The organism is Vicinamibacterales bacterium, assembly GCA_036504215.1.
In the GTDB taxonomy this organism is placed as follows: Bacteria; Acidobacteriota; Vicinamibacteria; order Vicinamibacterales; family Fen-181; genus FEN-299.
On sequence record DASXVO010000020.1, the window covers coordinates 1 to 18,804 of the forward strand.

Below are 18,804 nucleotides of genomic sequence, written 5' to 3' on the forward strand. Positions count from 1 at the left end.
CGGACGTACGCCGCAGCTCCGATGGCTGGCGGGTACTGGAACAGCAGCGTCTGGGCGTCAGGATCGTCGGCGTCGGGTTCCAGCTTCCATCGGTCGGTCGAGGGCTGCAGGTGCCGGATCTCCTGTTCAAGCGCCGGGCCGAGTACCTGACGGATGTGGTGCTGCGACGCGAGCATCAGGGCTTCGAGCCGCTTTCCGCGCTGCTTGTTGCTGGAAGCGCCCTCAGGAGCGAGAGCGCCGCCGAATCCCAGGAACTCGCGGTCGATGACGATGTCGATGTCCTCGGAGAAGCGCTCGATCAGCTTCCAGCCCTTGGAGAGTGACGTACCGCCTTTGAATGTCAGGTGCGGCCCAGACGAGGGCAGGCGGAACAGGGTGCGGAGTGTCCAGCACACCCAGAGGTCCTTCTCCACGCTGCCGGCGCTGAGCCCGAGTCGTCGGCCCGCCTCTTCGTAGATGACGCGCTGGCGTTCGATAGGCTGCGTGAGGAAAGCATCCATCACTGCACCGAGGAGGTCGCAACTCTGCGCATGACGTCGCCGACCCACGTGGGCGCGTAGCGGAGGTCCTGCTGAAGCTGGCGCTTGTCGGCGTCGGACAGCCGGCGGCGGAGTGTCGCCACCACCTGGTCATCGACATGGTCCCGGCCGAGCCAGCGCACCGCCTGGATGACGGTACCGCTGATTCGGCCGGCTGTTGCCATCTGCCGGGGCGTGGTGTGCCTCAGGATGATCTGCTGTCGGCCAAGCTGCACCCGACGTGACCGGCCGTCGGTCAGAAACGTGAGCCGGACGGGCACCTGATCCGATAAGCCCAGGAGGTTCGCGGCGTGCGCCCCGCTCGCCTGGAGTCGCGCGCCGTCACGCCCGGCCAGGGCCGAGGCCACAGCGTCCGGCGAGGGTGAGAGGTCGCCGAGGCGAGCGTCACGACGTGGCAGGTCGTAGACGCCACGGGCGAGCTTGCGGATCGTGCCGGCTCGGGCATTCCGGCTCAGGGCCAGATCTACGGCGTTGCGCGGGCCGAGGTCGACGAAATCCGCGGGCGTAAAGACAGTCCCCGGCCCATGTCGGCGAATCCTCTCAAGCACCTGGGAGTCCACGGAGGCGGTCTGCTTGCCCATTGTTGACAGAAATATTGGACGTATTTCTGTCAAAAGTCCAGCACAACAGTGATCCCATGGTCAAAGCCGAGTGCTGCGGACGAGCAGTGTGTCGATCAGCACGACCGGAGAGCGGCGAACGGGCGACCCTCTCGCTGCGTCGCCGCCTGGGATGGTTATGATAGGTCGATGAGGCGCCCAGATCAGCATGAAACCGATGCTGCCGGTCAACGGCTGCTGCGCGCGGCGTTCGAGGGGTTCGGCTGGGTCGTGAACGCCATTGAGAACGATTACGGTGCTGACTACGAGGTTGAGATCTTCGAAGGTGGCATATCCACCGGCGCCACCTTCAAGGTTCAACTGAAGAGTTCGGCCGCGACGCAGTACTCGTCTGATGGAACGGTCGTCTCGCAGCCGATCCGGGTCGCAAACGCGAAGTACTTGATGCACGAACTCAGAGTTCCGCCTGTGGTCGTGCACTGCGACGTCACCGGGGGGCATTCGTATTGGCTCCTGCCCCAGCTCGATGCTTCGGTCGTCGGCCGTCTAGATTCGCTCGACGACGACCAATCCGTCACTCTCCACCTCCCTGTCACCAATGAACTGCCTGCTTCCAAAGCCGCGTTCGTTGAAGCGCTCCAACGTGCAGACGCGGCGTTGTCTGTTCGCGCAGCCCGCAGAGTGCGACCAACGTTGGTGGCAGAACTGGACGAGGAGGTACTCGGGAGCGATGCAGACGATGCTATCCGGGCTTTCCAGTCTCACTCGGACGCTCTACGCCTGACGCAGGCGCACGGTCGCGCAGTCGCAGGAAACCTCGACAAGGCCGTCAGCTTGATCGACCAACTGCTGGAGGCTCCTGGAAGTGCTCTCGAGGACAAGTTCAAAGCGTGGCTGATCTGGGAGATGGCGGAACTGAATCGGCAGATTGCCGCCGGCCTCGGTGATCGGAGTCGTGTCGAGACCAGCGACCGGGTCGCCGGAGAACTCCAGGCACTGACGAAAGATGGCACCACCCACCTCAAGTACTACGTGGCCGTGTTCGCGTTCGCTGCCCGCGTAAGCGCGCTGGCGCACGACGCACATGCTCTAGGGATGGCGGAACGAGTCGCGGTACAAGCAAGGGCCACGTTCCTATTGTCACGGCAACAGTTGGACCGTCGGCTTGACTTGACGCTCGCATGAAGCGCCCGAATCGTCAATCGACTACTGCGAACGTGCCAAGCATGGGTGTTGCCAATGGCGTTATCTCGCCTGGCGATGTCGGTCGGAGTGGCATGCCTCAAGTTCGAGCAGGAAGGACGCGAGGACGCGGTTCAGAGCTTGAAGACCTACGGTCTCGATCTGTGCAAGGCTGCCGGCAGGATCGAGAAGCTGACGCGGGATCGCGCACGGATGCGGCAGACTGTGGCCCTGTTCGCCACGATGACGATTCCGGCCTCTAAGCCCGTCAGCAGGCCAGGCTAGCTCGTCGTCCCGAGTGGCCGATTGAAGCCCCTACGCCGCGCGCCTCAGGCCCTCGTTCTGCCGCAACCACCCGTCCAGCTGGTTCCAACTCCTGGAAATCAGGCTCACCACTTACATCAGCAAATTACGCGATTGCCGCTGGCGTCGAGGCTGGCTCTGTGTGCTCGACGACCACTTTGACGCCCAGTGGGTTCGGTTGACGGGCCACGATGGCGACCTCGGGGACGGCTGGCGAATCGTGCGGGTCGCGTTCAGCGCGGTCCCACAGCCCACCACCCCGGGCCCTCCGCCGGCGTCCAATCGCCCCAGGCCAGCCGCTGCAACGCCCCGCCGCACGCTCCGCTGCGGTACAGGTCGCGGACGTCCGCGAACCTCGCGCGGAAGCCGGTCCAGAGCTCGAGCTTCGCATCCGGCGGCCACCACCGACCCTCGGCCCTCTCTGCCTTCGACGTGGCCGCTCCCCGCTCCAGATCGTCCATTCGTCGCGCGAACGCCTGCCACGGGTCGCGGTCGGCTGAGACATCCGGCGACCGCCGGCCGTCCATGAACTCGGCTTCGACCGCGGCCCAGGACGACAGCGCCGCCTCGACGCCCTCCATATACATCGTGTTCCGTTCCTGCGCCCCCTTCGCGCGGGAGTCCGGGTAGGAGTCGTTGCCGTTCAGCCACTCGAGGTGGTGGGTCGTCTCGCGCCACAGCATCACGCGATCGGCTTTGGCGAGCCGGAGCTTCCTCAGATCGACCGGCACGTACAGGCTGGCTGCCATGGCCCCGTGAACTCCCACGTACGAGGCAAAGGAGTCCGTCGCCCACGTCATGGCCCGCGCCTCCGCGTATTTCTCGATCTTCAGCCTCGTTGACAGGCCCGAGCGGAGCTTGCCGACGTCCCCCAGCCGGGCGACCTTCGCAAGGCAGCGGCCATCGATCGACGAGATGAGCGTCTCCACCGCATCCGCAACGTCCCCGGCCCTGCCGGCCGGTCTTGGCGCGGAGGTGGGCGGGGGAAGCAGGCGCGGCGTCGGGGCGTCCCGAACGGGGCCGCTCTGCACGTCGTCGAGTCTTGAGGATCCGTCCTGGCCGCGAGCAGGAAGCCGCCCGGCAGCCGCAGGCATGGCGACAACTGAGAAGACCGCAGCGGCGAGCAGGGCGCCCCGGGTACCGGTCATCGTGTCTCCCGGGCGCGCGGGCCGTCGGGCCCGGCGCGCCACCATGCCAGCAGAGGAATGAAGCCGGGTCCCGCACCTGAGCAACCGGCCCGCTCCGAAACGAAGTCAGGCCGACGCTACTTCTTGTCAGGCTTGCGCGACCAGACGCCGGGGATGGCGCCGGTCAGCTCGTGCGTCACGTACTCGCGGCTGTGCTGCGAGAGGTGCGCGAGGGCGCTCGTCTGGTCCTGGAGCAGGTAGTATCCCTTGCCTGCTTCAACGCTCACCTGGAGGCCGCTCGTCCGCTTGCCAATCTGATCGACGACCAGGTATTCGCCCGGGTCGAGGTAGAAGAAGCCGTAGGTGCCGGCCTTGTTGACCAGCATCACGCGGTCGTTGGCGTGCAGCTTCCGCTGGAACTCGAGCGGCTCGGCATGCTTCTTCCCGGCTTCCAGAGGGCAGACGACGACAATCAGCCCCTTGTCGGGTTTGAGCTCGGGAAGGGGATGGTTCGTCAGCTCGCCGTATTCGAAGTTGTGCTTCGAATCGCGGTCCTTGAGCTTGTCGATCCCGATTTCCTGCCCGGCCTTGAACTCCGCCATCGTCACCCGGTCGCCGAACGTCGCCTTCGCCTTCTCGATCACGGCCTTCGAGTCGTCCTTGCCCACCTCGACCACGTACATCTTCGGGGATCCGTCCGGTGCGGCGATCTCGATGCACATCCAGTAGTTCGCCACGGTGATGTCGGAGAGGATTCCGCCGGCCACGCCGCCCAGCTTGTCCCAGAAGCCGCCGCGCCTCGTGGTGGAGACGTCGAAGATCACCCGACGGACCTGGTCGTAGGTTCCTTCGAACGCCCGATCGCGCGCGCGCCGGCCGGCGTCGAACGTCAACTTCTTCGACGCGTCGTCGAAGGTCAGCTCGCCGTCGAAGTCGAGCAGCCGTGGGTCGGAGGCCTTGTGAGTTTCGAACCTGGTGACTTCAAACGCGTTGACTGGCTTCGGCGGCGCCGTGGCGGCCTTCTTGGGTTCCTGAGCGGCGGGCCGGCCGCACAGGATCAGCACGACGGCAATGAACGGGAGGACAGCTCGGTGAACGGTCATGACTGCTCCTTTGACGAGGCGCGCAACGAACCGCCGGATGACGGCGATCAGATCGTCGACGACGCGATAGAACCGGGGCGACGCGAAACAGACGAACGAACGGATTGGAGAAGGGAGGCCCGAGACCCGCGCCATTCTCTGTTGCGGCCGGCCCGGTGTCAACGGCGGAGCGGGATTCGCCTGGCGTACTTCTCGGCCTGCGGCTTGGCTGCGAAGCGGGGCATCAAGGAGAGTCGCGACGGCCTCACGCCTGAACCCGCGCGGCAACTGTCTCGATCAGAAGCCATCGGCGGCCGAGGCGCCCCCCGATCGGGTACGTGAAGGTCGGCGCATTCAGCGGAAGCGGCGGAGCAGCCGTGCAGTTCGCCGTCGCAAGCCAGGACGACGTCAGGCGGGCCGACAGGCCGGATCTCACCGGCTGGATAGTCGATCTCCGCGAGCGGGCTCGTCGGCTCACGGGTCGGGCTGGCGTGCCAGGACTCCGGACAGGCGTTCCCAGATGAAGGCGAGGGCGAGCTGAACTCCTGCTACCATCGAGCCATGGCCGAGACGAGCGTCGGCAGGAGGCGGTGCGACGGCCACGATCCGGCTGCTCTGCAGCGCACGACGGCGCGTACTCACGTGAGCCGCAACTCGAGGACCTCGCCCGACTCGGCCGGGCACCGAACGTCCACCATGTCCGCTGCGTGCTGATCGGCGGGTTTGCCGTGATCGCGCACGGCGGTGCGCGCACCATCAAGGACATCGACCTCCTCGTCGATCCGTCTCCAGACAACGTCGCCAGGGTCCGCGAAGCCCTTCAGATCCTCGAAGACCAGTCCGCTCGGTGAAGGCGCTCGGGCCTGGTTCGCCGATCTCCCGATCGGACAGCGCCGGCGCGGCCTGGTGGAGCCGACTGCAGGCCCCCACGGTCCAGGTGCAGAATAGAGCTGTGTAACATCGACAGCGCACGAGGCACATGACAGGGTGCGGTTCGTCTGTCGTCGGATCCCTTTGCCGCCGTTCAGGAGTGCGTTCGATGAACAAGGGATGGTTCGGTTTGATGCTGGTCGCCGTCGCGGCGGCGCCCGCGATGTCGACGATCGCCGCGCAGCAGGCGGGCAGGGAGCGCGTGGTGCTCGACGTGTTCGTGTCGGATCGGACGGACAGGCCGACGACCGGTCTTGGCGCGCAGGACTTCGAGGTCGTCACGGCCGGCGTCCGCCGCACCATTCTCGCGGCCGACGCGACCGGCACGCCGCAGACCATCGTCATCGTCGTGGACGAGGGCAGCTTCGTCCACGGATCGGAGAAGCCGTTCTCGAACGCCGGGTCGAAGCTCGTCGATCGCCTGGACCCCACGAACCGAGTGGCGCTCGTGACGCTGCCGCAGCCGCGCGGACCGCTGTCACTGGCGACCGACCGCACTCCCATTCGCAAGACACTCGGCAAACTGGCAGGCCGCGCCGCCTCCGTCGACATGGCGGCACGCCGCGACGACGGGTCGGCCGGCCAGCCCCCGCTCGCTGACGCGAATGCCCAGACGGGCCGCGCGTCGAACCAGCCGGTCGATGCGCAGCGTCTCGCGCTCGGCACCTACGCCCGCGAAACGTCCGCCACCGACGTCCGCGAGCCCTCGCTCGAGGCGCTCGCCATCCTGCTCGACGCCCTGCGCGGAGCCCCGGGCCCGAAACAGATCGTGCTGCTATCGGCCGGCATGGTCGAGACGGATCCCGTGCGCGACGAACGGCGCACGATCGGACGCCGCAACCTCCTGCAGACGCTCGAGCGCGCCGCCGTCGAGTCGCGCACGACCATCCACGTGCTGGGCCTCGCCTCGGCCTCGGGGCCCGCGATGGGGTGGACCGAGTTGGAGCAGCTCGCGGCATCGACCGGCGGCGTCCTCACATCAGCGGGCCGAAAGCTCGACGAGCCGGTGAACCGGCTCGTGCGCGCCCTGTCGCCCCCCTACCTGCTGACGCTCGCGCCCGCCGCGATTGACGACCAGGCGGGGCCACACGTTCTGCAGGTGACGATTGCGCGGCCCGACCTCGAGCTTCGCGCGCCGCGACGGTACACGGTCCACCGCGAATTGGCACCCGCCGCGCCGCCCGCTTCCTCCCCTTCCCCCGCTCCGCTGGCTTCGCCTTCAGCGCCGGGAAGACCGCCGGCAGCTCCGCCTCCAGCCGAGCCGGCGACGATGGCCAGATCATCCGTCGCCGCCGCCGCCGGGCCGCCAGTCTCGGGGGCCGCGATTTCCCGAGGTGTCGTCACCGGTGAGCCGGAACTCGACGCGGTGCTGGCACGAAGCCTCGAATACCTCATCCGCTACCGCAGGGCCATCGCAAACGTCGTCGCGGAGGAGGAGTATTTCCAGACGCTGACCGGAACGCAGGTCAACGGCTCCAACCGACAGCTCCGCCGGACGCGATCGGACTTCCTGATGGTGACGGTCGCGAACGGCACTGGCTGGATCCCGTTCCGCGATGTCTTCGAGGTGGATGGGAAGAAGGTCCGCGACCGGGACGACCGGTTGCGCAGGCTCTTCCTCGAGACGCCGGCCACGGCCATCGACGCCGCGCAGCAGGTGCGGGCCGAGGCGGCTCGGTACAACCTCGGACGGTCCACGCGCAACATCAACGTGCCGATGCAGCCGCTCCTGTTCCTGGCGTCCGACGTCGCCTCGCGGTTCCGCTTCCGTCGCGGCGGCGTCGAGACGGTGGAGAACATCGTCGCGTGGCGGGTGGACTTCGAGGAGGTCGCGCGGCCGACGCTCATTCGCGGTCAATCGAACGCGGACGTGCCAAGCTCGGGCAGCTACTGGCTCGAGCCGTCCACGGGCCGCGTCCTCAAGACCCTGCTACGCGCGAGACATCCCGGCTACACACCGAGCGACCCGGGCCTCACGATGGAAACCACCGTCGTCTACCGGAAGAGCGCGGCGCTCGACCTCTGGGTGCCGGCCGAGATGCACGAATGGTACACCCAGCGTTTCGAGCGGCTCGAGGCACACGCGACCTACTCGAACTTCCGCGTATTCCAGGTCGAGACGAGCAGCGAGGTCGTCGTGCCCAAGAAGACGCCCGCGCCCTGACCCGTTCTTCCGTCCTCGGGGCGAGTCTGGGTGAGCCAGGTCGCCCGGCTGCAGTTCGATCGGCTGCGCGCCCGGTCACCCATCGTCGTGCTCGATGAACTGCACGAGTACCCGACGTGGAAGACGCTCCTGGACGGTTTCTGCGATACCTCCAAGCTGTGGGCGAGGATCTGCCGGCCATTTGCCGCGCGGCGGGCATGGTCGAGAACGTTCAGCACCAGCAGATCGAGCGTGCCCAGGGGGAGGCCGGTCTTGTCGGCTGGCGGCCTGCGGTTCTCTTCTTCAGCGTGTCGATAGGAACAGAAGGTTCCATGAGAAGCTGAGACCGAGAGAGTCCTGAGACAGGAAGGGCGGAGTCACCGCGAGGTGCTCCGCCCTTGGTCTGCCGCGTGGCGCGGGTCCCGCGACTCGGTCAGGCGAGTCGCTTGCTTTCGTCCGCTCCGGTCTTGGCCCGCAGTTGCCTGATGCTCTGCTCGATCCGTTCCGCCAGCTCGCGCTCGCGCTGCAACGTCCGCAAGGTGGTCTGCGCCTCCTGGACGGTGAAGTCGAGTCGCGCCAGCTTGTCCGCCACGTCGTCCACGACGGCGCGCTGCTCGCCGAGCGTCTCGAGGCTCACCCGTACGTCGTCGAGGAAGTTGACGACCATGCTCGTCTTGACGTGGATCTCGTCCACGGACCTGCGCTGCGCGACGATCTGCCCCATCTTCTCATCCGTCTGCCCGATGCGCCCCAGCAGGTCGTCCACCGTCTTCCGCAGCCGCGTCACGTCGGCGCGGTGAGCAGTCACGTGCTCGAGGTCGGCCTTCACGCTGGCGCTGATCTGGCTGATCGCTTCCACCTGGCCCCGGACGGCGGTCACCACCGCCTCGCGAGCGGCGATGCCCTGCATGCGCTGATCGACGTCCTCGACCGACCGCTTCAGGTCGGTGACGACCGACTCGAAGGCGGAGATCTTCTTTCCCGCGAAGGCGAGCTGGGAGCGCCGATGCTCGAGCTGCGCCAGCATGGTCTCGAGGCGACGAAGCTGGTCGTCCGAGGCCTCGACGTGCGATGCGATGTCACGCTGCCGCCCCTGGACGCGCGACAGCTCCGCGATGAGCTCGTCCTTGACGGTGGCCGACCGCTTGAGTTCCTCGAGGAGGCTCTGGAGCTGGCGGATCCTCTCGGCGACGTCGGTCGCGAGCGCCCGGCTGGAGTTCGTGAGTTCGTCGAGCCGCTTCTCCTGCTCCGCGAGCGTTCGTTCCTCGTGCCGTGCCGCTTCGGAAGCCCCCCGAAGCTGCTCGAACTCGGTCTTGAGTGCCTCGACCTGCTCGGTCATCGGGATCAACGTGGACTGCACGAGCCCGACGGCCCGGAGCTTCTGCTGCACGTCGAGCGTCTGCGCGGCGACGCCATCGAGCAGCGTCCTGAGGCTGTCGAGTTCCGCACGTCGCTCGATCTGCTCCTTCAGCCTGGCGTCGACATCCAGGCTGAGCGCGTTGAGCGAATTCAGCCTCGTCTCGACCTTCTCGACGAACGGCAGCTTGGCTGCGACCTTGCCGATTTGGCGGTCGAGATCGGCGGCCACCTCCTCGAGCTTGGACGCGCGCTTGTTGGCCTCGTCGATCGTCACGAGCCGGGAGACGAGCCCGTCCATCTTGGCCTCGAGCTCGGGCACCCGGACGACGAACGCCGTCATGCGCTCCCCGAACGCCTCGAGCGCGGCCCGGTCCGATCCGAGGCGGTCGCGCATCTGGGTGACCTCGGCGAACGACTTGTAGAAGTCCTGGATTTCCTTCCTGAGCGCGTCGACGTCCTGGCGGCTGGTCCGGAGCGCCTCGAACTGGTACGTGGTGCGCTTCGAGAGTTCGTCCACCTGCGTCAAGCGCGCGCTCAGTTCCTCGAGGGCGGCCTGCTTCTTCGCCAGCTCGTCGGCCTGACCGAGCATCTCCTCGGTCTTCTTGGCGAGGAGGTCGATCCGCTGGTTGATCGTCGCGAGCCCCTTGTCCTTGGCGGCGATCGTCTCCATGCGGGCCTCGGAGTCGGTGAGGGCGTCGCGCATCGCCTTCAGTCGCTGCGCGGCCTCCTCGACCTCCTTCTTCTGCACCCCCAACTGCTCGAGGTACTGCCGGCCGAACTCCATCATGCCGGCGCTGTCCTTCTCGACCCGCGCGATCTCCCTCGCAAAGTCCTCCTTCGCGCGGGTGGCGGCCTCGAGCTGGGAGCCGGTCTCCTGCGCCAGCTTCTCGAGCCGGCCGAGCGTCTCCTCGGTCTTCGTGCCCTGCTTGTTCCCCTCGGCGAGCTTGGCGATCTGGAGATCCATCGCCCAGACCATCTCATTCAGGCGATTGGCCTCGACCACGGCGCGCTCGATGGCGTGCTTCTGGTTCTCGAGCGACTTCGTCTTGAGGATGACGTGCTCGGCGAGCGCGTTGAGCGACGAGAGGCGTTCGTCGGTGGTCTTCGACAGCTCCTGGAGGCTCGCCAGCGGGCCGAGCTTCTTCTCGACCTCCTTCACCGTCTCCATGGCCGAGGCGGCGCGTTCCTGGCCCTCGCGCGAGGTGTCGCGGAAGCGGGCGTGCTCCTGCGCGAGTTGCGCCGACAGCGTCCTCATCTGCTCGAGTTCGGTGCGGGAAGCGGTCGCGCCGTCCAGCGACTGCTTGACTTCTGCCTGCACCTGGCGGAGTTCGGTTCGAACGTCGTCGAGCGCGAGCCGCTCCTTGCGGATCGTCTCGAGCGTCGCCTGTGTCTGCAGCGCCTGTGAGCAGAGCGTCTGCACCGACTCCTTGTGTTTCTGCAGCTCGGAGTCGGGCGCCATCACCTTGTCGACGGCGCGGCGCATGGTATCGGTCGCCTCAGTGAGGCTCGCGACCTTCTTGTCGATCGCGTCGACAGCCTTCCCACGAGCGTCCAGGTCCGTCAGCTTCGAGGTGACGGTATCGAGCCGCGTGAGCGCCGCAGTGATCTTCTGCTCGACCGTTTCGAGCGACTTCCCCACCTGTGCGACCTTGCCGCCGCGCATCTCGATTTGCGCGAGCACGGCACCGAGCGCCACGCGCTCCTCGCGCGCGGCGTCCAGCAGCGCCTGCAATTCCTCGGAGGGGCTGCGCGAGAGGATCCCCTTCCCAATTCCCGTGATCTTCTTCAGCCCATCGAACATAGATGTGTCTCCCGAGGCCCTGTGAGAAGGGCGATGCAGCGGCGTGAATACTCGAGGTCCTGACGTGCGGGCGGAGCAACCGGTCCGCCAGCCCGGGACCACGAATCCAGGGGACAGGCCATCGGCCCAGAGAATAGCGCCGTTCGCGGTCAGGACACAAGGAGTTGTGGTGGTCTGGCCACCGACTCCTATTCGTGCCTCAACGCCACGAGCGGGTCGACCGTGGCCGCGCGGCGGGCGGGCAGGTACGACGCCGCGATCGCGGCCACAACGAGTGCCGTCGGCACCCCGACGAAGGTGACGGGGTCGGCGGCGCCGACGCCGTAGAGCAGCCTGCCGATGACGCGCGCCAGCAGCAGCGACACAGCGACCCCGATCGCCGCACCAACCAGGGCCAGCCTGGCCGCCTGTCTCAGCACCGATTGAACCAGTGACGTCTGCGACGCTCCGAGGGCGATCCGAATTCCTATCTCTCTCGTCCGCCGGCTCACGGAGTACGCCATCACGCCGTACACGCCGATGATCGACAACACGAGCGCGAGGCCGCCGAACGCTGCCAGCAGCCCGGCGCCGAACCGCTGAACGAACAGCGACTGGCTGAACGCGTCGCTCATCGTCATGACAAACTGCAGAGGCAGCTGTCGGTCGAGCTGGCTCATCTCACCGCGCACCGTGCCCAGCACCGCGGAGGGTTGGCCGGCGCGTACCAATAGCGTCACCCCCGGCTGGTAGATCTGGCTGAGGGGCTGGTAGATGAACGGCTGACGATCCTCGCCGACGCCGTTGTAGTCACTGTCGGCGGCCACACCGACCACCTCCGCGGGGTCGTCGATACCGAAATAGTGATACCGCTCACCGATCGGATCCTTGCCGGCCCAGAAACGTCTGGCCATCGTCTCGTTGATGATGACGACGTGGGGCGAGGTGGGCAGATCGCTGGCGAGGAAGTTCCTTCCCCTGAGCAGCCGGATACCCACGGTCTGAAGATAGGCGTCGCTCACGTTCTGAATCTGGACCAGTTTCCCGTTGCGAGGATCCTTGGTGTCCTGGCCGGCGAGAAACACCGTGCGTGAGAAGCCGCCGCCCATCAGCGGTGCGAAATCCGCCAGGGCTGCCGACTGTACCCCGGCCACTCCGGTCGCCCGCTCGATCATCTTCCGCTGGAACTCACGGCCCCTCGCCTCGTCGTAGCCGCTGGTTCCGAGGTCCACGGTCAACGACGCCAGCCGCTCGACGTCGAATCCGGGATTGATCTCCATCGTCCGGTTCAGGCTGCGCACGAAGAGTCCCGCCACGATGAGGGCAACGAGCGAGAACGCGATCTGCGCCAGCACCAGGACGTTGCGCAGGCCGAACAATCGCTCGCCGCCGGCAGGGTCCGCGGTGCCCTCCTTGATCTCGGTGACCAGGCTCGGCCGCGAAGCCCTCAACGCCGGGACGAGGCCGAACAACACGCCGGTCACGACCGTGGCTGCCGCGGTGAAGGCGAGCACCCGCGCGTCGGGGACCGTATCGAGCGTATCGGCCGGCAGGAACGGGGGCCGGGCGGCGAGCAGCAGCAACTGGCCCCAGTACGACAGCGGCAGCGCGAGCACCCCTCCGACCGTGGCGAGCGCAAGGCTCTCGATGAGAAGCTGCCGCACGATCCGTGCGCGGGTGGCGCCGAGCGCGAGGCGCAGCGCGATCTCGCGTCGCCGCGCGTTCGCCCGCGCGAGCAGCAGGTTCGCGACGTTGCCGCACGCGACCAGCAGGACCAGGGCCACGATGGTCATCAGCATCCCGGTGGCCAGAAGGACGTTCCGGCCGTCGGGCCCCATGCGTGACTCGGGAAGGGTCAGCAGACGGACGGATCGCCCGCGGTTGTCGGTCGGGTACTCGAGCTCGAGTTGGCTGGCGATCGACGTCATGTTCGCGCGCGCCTGCTCGATGCTGACGCCGGGCTTGAGCCGACCGACGGCCTGCCAGACCAGACCCCGCCGCGATTCGAAGTTCTCGAGCAGGAAGCCCGCGAGCACCTGCTGGTAACACATGCTCGGCAGCCAGACGAGCGGCCGCCCGAAGGGGTTCAGGCCGCGGAACCCGTTCGGCGCGACGCCGATGATCGTGAACGGTTGCCGATTGAGGGTGATCGTGCGCCCGACCACCGACCGATCGCCCGCGAAGTACCGCTGCCAGCCGTTGTAGCTCAGAACGGCGACCAGATGCGTGCCGGGTGTCCGGTCTTCGTCGGGTCGAAACGTCCGACCGAGGACCGGCTTGACGCCCAGCACGTCGAAGAAGTCGCCGGTGACGAGCTGTCCCTGCAAGATCTCGGGCTGCGTGCCCGTGTCCGACAAGGCGAGCTGGACGCCCATCATCGACGCCATCCCGGACAGCACCTGGTTCTTGGCCCGGTAGTCCAGGAAATTCAGCCGCGACATCGCTCCGACGAAGTCGGCGTTTCGCGGGTCCGTTGTGAAGATCGTCACAGTGCGGGAGGGCTCCGCGACCGGAATTGGCTTCAGCAGCACCGTGTTGATGCCGCTGAAGGTCATCGTGTTGACGCCGATCCCGAGGCCGATGGAAAGCGCAGCCACGGCGGTGTAACCGGGGCTCCGAAGCAGAAGACGCAATCCGTAGCGCAGGTCCTGCACGATCGTCATGGCAGCCCTCATCCGGGCAGAGGCGTCTACCCGGCTCGGTGAACCGTGGGTCGGGATAGCCGGTGATGCGTAGCGCCTCAGTCTACCCAGAAGTCACTGCGATTGTCATGCACGCCTGGGCGTTCTCTCCCAGGTGACGCGCCCCTCATGACGGCCCGCCGACCGGGCGGCCGGGTTTTCGACCGGGCGTCCAGCCGGCCGCAGCAGGAAACTCCTCGATTTCGGCCACTCCGAGTCGCCCGACAGTCGGCCCGTTTCTTGAAGAGTCGACTGGCACTCAGTCGTAATCACCACCTATGTTTCACGACGACACCCTCAGTACACTGCCGACCGTAGGCGACCAGTCAATCGCGCTACCCGTGTCCCGAATCCACACTCCTGCCACGGCGTTTCTGAACAACGCCGCAACCTCATATCCAAAGCCCGCCTCTGTCATCGATGCCGTCGTGCGATCCCTGTCCGACATCCCCCGTGACGCTGGCAGGAGCGGGGGATCGGACGACTCCCCGACCCAGTGCCGACACGCCCTGGCCACGCTGTTCGACGTGCGGCGTCCCGAGATCTGATTCCCGATCCGTTCGTGGCGCCGATGATCGAGATACGGCTCGAGGGCGCCCGCCGTGGCACATTCGACCTGTTCACGCCGTGGGCTGCGCCCAGGCCGAACTCGTCGAACTCGCGGCCTCCCGGCTGATGTTTGCCGACCTGACTCAGGCTGCCTCCGCGGCGTTCATGGGCTTGGCGCCTGTTCTCCTGCACCGGGCAGCCGACCGCGCAGCCGAGGGGCATCGCAATCGACCGGCCACATGGGCTATCCTCCGCAGTGACATCCGATTCCACATCAGGAGACGCCACCATGTCCCGATCGCGAAAGCTCATCCTCGGCGCCGTCATCCTGCTCGCGGCCGTGATCGGCCTTCGAGCCGAACAGGGCATGTGGATGCCGCAGCAGATTCCGGACCTGGCTGCCAGGCTGCGGACGCTCGGCTTCACCGGCGACCCCAGGGCATTTGCCGACCTCACCGGCCAGCCCATGGGCGCCATCGTGTCGCTCGGTGGATGCACGGCGTCGTTCGTGTCGCCCGATGGTCTGATCGTCACCAATCACCACTGCGTGACCGGCGGTCTCCAGTTCAACTCGACGCCCAAGCGTGACCTGCTGACCGACGGCTACCTCGCGAAGACCCGCGACGAGGAGCTCTCCAATGGCCCCGGCTCCCGGGTGCTCGTGACGACGTCGGTGAAGGATGTCACCGACGCCATCACGGGAACGATCGATGTGGCGACCACCGACCGCCAGCGCAATGGCACGATCGAGCGACGGATCAAGGAGCGCGTCGCCGCGTGCGAGCAGAACGGCCTGCGCTGCAGCGTGACGCCGTTTTTCGAAGGACTGAAGTATTACGAAATCGCCCAGCTCGAGATCCGCGACGTTCGGCTCGTCTACGCGCCGGCCGAGGGCATCGGCGTATTCGGCGGTGAGACGGACAACTGGCGGTGGCCGCGCCACACCGGCGACTGGAGTTTCCTCCGCGCCTACGTCGGCAAGGACGGCAAGCCGGCGGCGTACTCGAAGGACAACGTGCCCTACAAGCCGGCGCACTGGCTGAAGGTCTCGGCGCTGGGCACCAAACCCGGCGACCTCGTCTTCGTCGTCGGCTACCCGGGCCGGACGTTCCGGAACCGCACCTTCGCGGAGATCCGTGAGACGACCGAGTGGACACTCCCGCGGTCGGTGCGCCTGGCGCAGGAGCAGCTCGCCCTCATCGACAAGCTGACGGCCAGCAACAAGGAACTGGCCATCAAGCTCGCGGGGCGCATCCAGGGGCTCAACAACGGCCTGACGAACACGAAGGGCGTGCTCGAGGGCCTGGTGAAGGGCGGCGCGCTCGGTTTGAAGGAGGCGCAGGAGAAGTCCCTGGTGTCGTGGATTGCGGCGACGCCAGCGCGGCAGAAGCAGTACGGCGACGTGCTGCCCGCGCTTGCCGCACTACAGGCCGAAGGCGAACAGGTGCGCGAACGAAGCGCCGTGATGACGAACCTCTCGTCTGCCTCGCAGTACCTCGGCGCCGCGCAGACACTCTACCGGTTGTCGGTGCAGCGTCCGAAGAACGACCTCGACCGCGAGGCGGGCTTCCAGGAGCGCGACTGGAGCCGGATCCGCGAGGCCCAGGATCGCCTGCAACGCTCGCTCGACGCCACGGCCGACCGGGCGTTCCTCCGGTGGGCCCTTGGCCTGACCGCGGTGCTGCCCGCCGGGCAGCGGATCGAAGCGCTCGACACGGCGGTCGGGCTGCGCGCCGGTCTGCCGGCGGCAGAGGCCGACCACAACATCGACGCCTATCTCGAGAAGCTCTACGCGGGGACGAAAGTCGGCGACCGCGACGTGCGTCTGGCGCTCATCGACAAGAGCACCGCGGAGCTCACGGCGACCAACGACTCGTTCATCGCCCTCGCGGCTGCGCTCGAGCCGCTCGCCGAATCGATCCGCGAGGCGGCAAAGACCCGGGCGGGCGCCTCGGCGCGTCTGCGCCCGCGCTACATGCAGGCGCTGCTCGCAAAGGCCGGCGGCCTGGTGGCTCCCGACGCGAACAGCACGCTCCGCGTGACCTACGGGCAGGTGAAGGGCGTGGACGCGAAGGACGGTCTCTTCTACAAGCCGCAGACCGGCCTGGCCGGAATCCTGGAAAAGCAGACGGGCGCAGGAGACTTCAACGCGCCCCGCAAGCAACTCGACGCGATCGGCGCGTTCCTGAAGCACAGGAAGAGCCCGTATCTCGACGCCGGCCTGAAGGACGTGCCGGTCAACTTCCTCTCAACCGTGGATACGACCGGCGGCAACTCCGGATCGCCGACCCTGAACGCGAGGGGTGAGCTCGTCGGCCTGCTGTTCGACGGGACCTACGAATCGGTATCGTCCGACTATCTCTTCGACGAGGTGAAGACGCGGTCGATCCACGCAGACAGCCGCTACATGCTGTGGAACATGGCCGAGGTGGACGGCGCGACGCACCTGATCGGGGAGATGACCATCGTCCGCGCGCCGGCCGCAGCCGGCAGGAAGAAGTAAGAGAGGAGCGCCCTGGGGCTCGCGACTGGACCTACTCTCCCACCGCAAGGTACGTGTACCCCTCGAGCGCCTCCTCGTACCGCTTCATGAAGCGGCCTGATTCGGCCATCGTGATCCGCTTCTCGCGGAGGGCGGCTTCGACCGACCGCCGGACGCGCGACACGAGAGTCTCCTTGTCGTACTGCACGTAGGAGAGCACCTCCGCCACCGAGTCTCCCTTCACGACCTTCTCGACGCTGTAGTCGTCGCCGTCGATCTTCACGTGCACCGCGTCGGTATCGCCGAAGAGGTTGTGCAGGTCGCCGAGGATCTCCTGGTACGCCCCGACCAGGAACGTGGCCACGAGATACTCGCCGCCGTTCGGGCTGTGGAGTTCGAGGAACCCCTTGGTGTCGCGCAGGTCGATGAACTCGTCGATCTTGCCGTCGCTGTCGCACGTGAGGTCGGCGATGATGCCCCGGCGCAGCGGCTGCTGGTTCAGGCGATGGATCGGGATCGTCGGGAAGAGCTGCTTGACGGCCCAGTGGTCCGGCATCGACTGGAACAGCGAGAAATTGCAGTAGTAGGTGTCGCTGAGCTGCCGCTCGAGGCCCTCGAGTTCGTCGGGCACGTAGGTCAGTTCGCGGACGATCTTCAGCAGTTTCTCGCAGGTCGCCCAGAACATCTGTTCGACGCGGGCCCGGGCGTTCAGGTCGAGCACGCCGAGGTTGAACGCGGTGATCGCCTCTTCCTTGATCTGGAGGGCGTCGTGGTAGGCCTCCTGGAAGTTCTTCCGCGAGACGCCGGTGTAGGTTTCCCACAGCAGGTGCACCACGTGATGCTCGTCCTTGGTGGGCGGGGCCGGCGTGTGGCCACCCAGGATCTCGTTGGTCGCGAGGACGTTGTACACGAGGATTGAATGGTGCGCGACGAGCGCGCGACCCGACTCGGTCACGAGGTCGGGATGCGGAACGCCCTTCGCGTTGCACGCCTCGGCCACCTGGCTGACGATGTCGGCGGCATACTCCTGCAGCGTGTAGTTGACCGACGAGTGGAAGTTGGTCTGGCTGCCGTCGTAGTCCACGCCGAGGCCGCCGCCGCAATCGAGGTAGTGCATGTTCGCGCCGAGCCGGTACAGCTCGACGTAGATGCGGCTCGATTCGCGGAGCGCGTCCTTGACGGCGCGGATGTTCGTGATCTGCGACCCGATGTGGAAGTGCAGCATCTGCAGGCAGTCGAGCATGCCGACTTCGCGGAGCCGCTCGACGGTCGCGACGATCTCGGCCGTCGTCAAGCCGAACTTCGAACGGTCACCCGTGGACTCGACCCACTTGCCGGCGCCCTTGGTCGTGAGCCGCGCGCGGACGCCAATGACCGGCCGAAGGTCCAGTTCGGCCGCCGCTGAGAGGATCGTCTCGAGTTCTCCGAGGCGGTCCATCGTGATGACCACGCGTCGCCCGAGCTTCTGCGCGAGGAGCGCCGTCTCGATGAACGCCCGGTCCTTGTAGCCGTTGCACAGGATGAGCGCCTCGGGGTTCTCCTGCAGCGCCAGCGCGACGAGCAACTCCGGCTTCGATCCGGCCTCGATCCCGAGGTTGAAGGGACGTCCGTGCTCCAGCAACTCCTCGACCACGTGCCGCTGCTGGTTCACCTTGACCGGGTAGACGCCGCGGAACGTGCCCTTGTACTCGTTCTCGACGATGGCCTGCTGGAACGCGCCAAACAGCTGGATCAGGCGCGTGCGCAGGATGTCGGAGAAGCGAATCAGGATCGGCAGGTTGAGCCCGCGGCTGCGGAGATCGTCCACGAGTTCCTTGAGATCGATCTCGAGCGAACCGGGCCCGCCGGGCGTCACGGACACATTGCCCTTCTCGTTGATCGAGAAGAAGTCGCGGCCCCACCCGCTGACGTTGTAGAGCTCGGTCGAGTCCTTGATCGTCCAAGCCCTGAGATCGGTTTGCAACTTCCTGCCCCCTTCGTGTTTCGACTCGTCATTTCGGCCACCGTTCGTCGTCGCCGAACGTGGCCGGTTACACTCGCTCAATACGAAGCCCGGAGGGCACACCCACCCCGCCGTCGGTGTGCGT

12 protein-coding genes are annotated in these 18,804 nt (G+C 66.8%); 5 read left to right on the forward strand and 7 right to left on the reverse strand.

Going from position 1 to position 18,804, the window contains the following annotated elements:
* On the reverse strand, positions 1-500 hold a 500-nt coding region (locus tag VGK32_04675; GenBank protein HEY3381038.1), incomplete at its 3' end, for a nucleotidyl transferase AbiEii/AbiGii toxin family protein.
* On the reverse strand, positions 500-1,087 hold the full coding sequence (locus tag VGK32_04680) for a DUF6088 family protein (protein ID HEY3381039.1): 588 nt from the start codon (positions 1,085-1,087) through the stop codon (positions 500-502). The genes VGK32_04675 and VGK32_04680, both read right to left, overlap by 1 nt.
* Before the next feature lie 201 nt (positions 1,088-1,288).
* On the opposite strand from VGK32_04680, the gene VGK32_04685 reads away from it, so the two are divergent.
* Entirely contained in the window at positions 1,289-2,284 is a 996-nt protein-coding gene (locus VGK32_04685) for a DUF4365 domain-containing protein (protein ID HEY3381040.1), read from the forward strand.
* A 54-nt stretch (positions 2,285-2,338) separates the two neighbouring features.
* The gene (locus VGK32_04690; protein HEY3381041.1) at positions 2,339-2,566 is read left to right on the forward strand and encodes a hypothetical protein; all 228 of its coding nucleotides are present in this window, start codon (positions 2,339-2,341) and stop codon (positions 2,564-2,566) included.
* Positions 2,567-2,817: 251 nt separating this feature from the next.
* Here VGK32_04690 and VGK32_04695 read toward each other — a convergent pair whose 3' ends face one another.
* On the reverse strand, positions 2,818-3,732 hold the full coding sequence (locus VGK32_04695; GenBank protein ID HEY3381042.1) for a hypothetical protein: 915 nt from the start codon (positions 3,730-3,732) through the stop codon (positions 2,818-2,820).
* 116 nt (positions 3,733-3,848) lie between these two features.
* Positions 3,849-4,814: a hypothetical protein gene (locus VGK32_04700; GenBank protein HEY3381043.1), complete on the reverse strand. Its 966-nt coding sequence runs from the start codon at positions 4,812-4,814 to the stop codon at positions 3,849-3,851.
* A gap of 569 nt (positions 4,815-5,383) precedes the next feature.
* Here VGK32_04700 and VGK32_04705 point away from each other — a divergent pair.
* Positions 5,384-5,644 (forward strand): hypothetical protein, encoded by a 261-nt coding sequence (locus tag VGK32_04705; protein HEY3381044.1) that lies wholly within the window; start codon positions 5,384-5,386, stop codon positions 5,642-5,644.
* Between the two features lie 188 nt (positions 5,645-5,832).
* Positions 5,833-7,887: a hypothetical protein gene (locus VGK32_04710; protein ID HEY3381045.1), complete on the forward strand. Its 2,055-nt coding sequence runs from the start codon at positions 5,833-5,835 to the stop codon at positions 7,885-7,887.
* A gap of 412 nt (positions 7,888-8,299) precedes the next feature.
* Here VGK32_04710 and VGK32_04715 read toward each other — a convergent pair whose 3' ends face one another.
* Together VGK32_04715 and VGK32_04720 are read right to left on the reverse strand one after the other, a co-directional pair.
* Positions 8,300-11,026: a hypothetical protein gene (locus tag VGK32_04715; GenBank protein HEY3381046.1), complete on the reverse strand. Its 2,727-nt coding sequence runs from the start codon at positions 11,024-11,026 to the stop codon at positions 8,300-8,302.
* A 188-nt stretch (positions 11,027-11,214) separates the two neighbouring features.
* Entirely contained in the window at positions 11,215-13,668 is a 2,454-nt protein-coding gene (locus tag VGK32_04720) for an ABC transporter permease (GenBank protein HEY3381047.1), read from the reverse strand.
* Between the two features lie 856 nt (positions 13,669-14,524).
* Between VGK32_04720 and VGK32_04725 the strand changes: the two genes are divergently transcribed.
* A complete protein-coding gene (locus tag VGK32_04725; GenBank protein ID HEY3381048.1) occupies positions 14,525-16,738 on the forward strand; it encodes a S46 family peptidase in 2,214 nt (737 codons plus the stop codon).
* A gap of 31 nt (positions 16,739-16,769) precedes the next feature.
* Here VGK32_04725 and speA read toward each other — a convergent pair whose 3' ends face one another.
* Positions 16,770-18,680: a biosynthetic arginine decarboxylase gene (gene speA / locus VGK32_04730; protein HEY3381049.1), complete on the reverse strand. Its 1,911-nt coding sequence runs from the start codon at positions 18,678-18,680 to the stop codon at positions 16,770-16,772.
* Between the last annotated feature and the right edge of the window lie 124 nt (positions 18,681-18,804).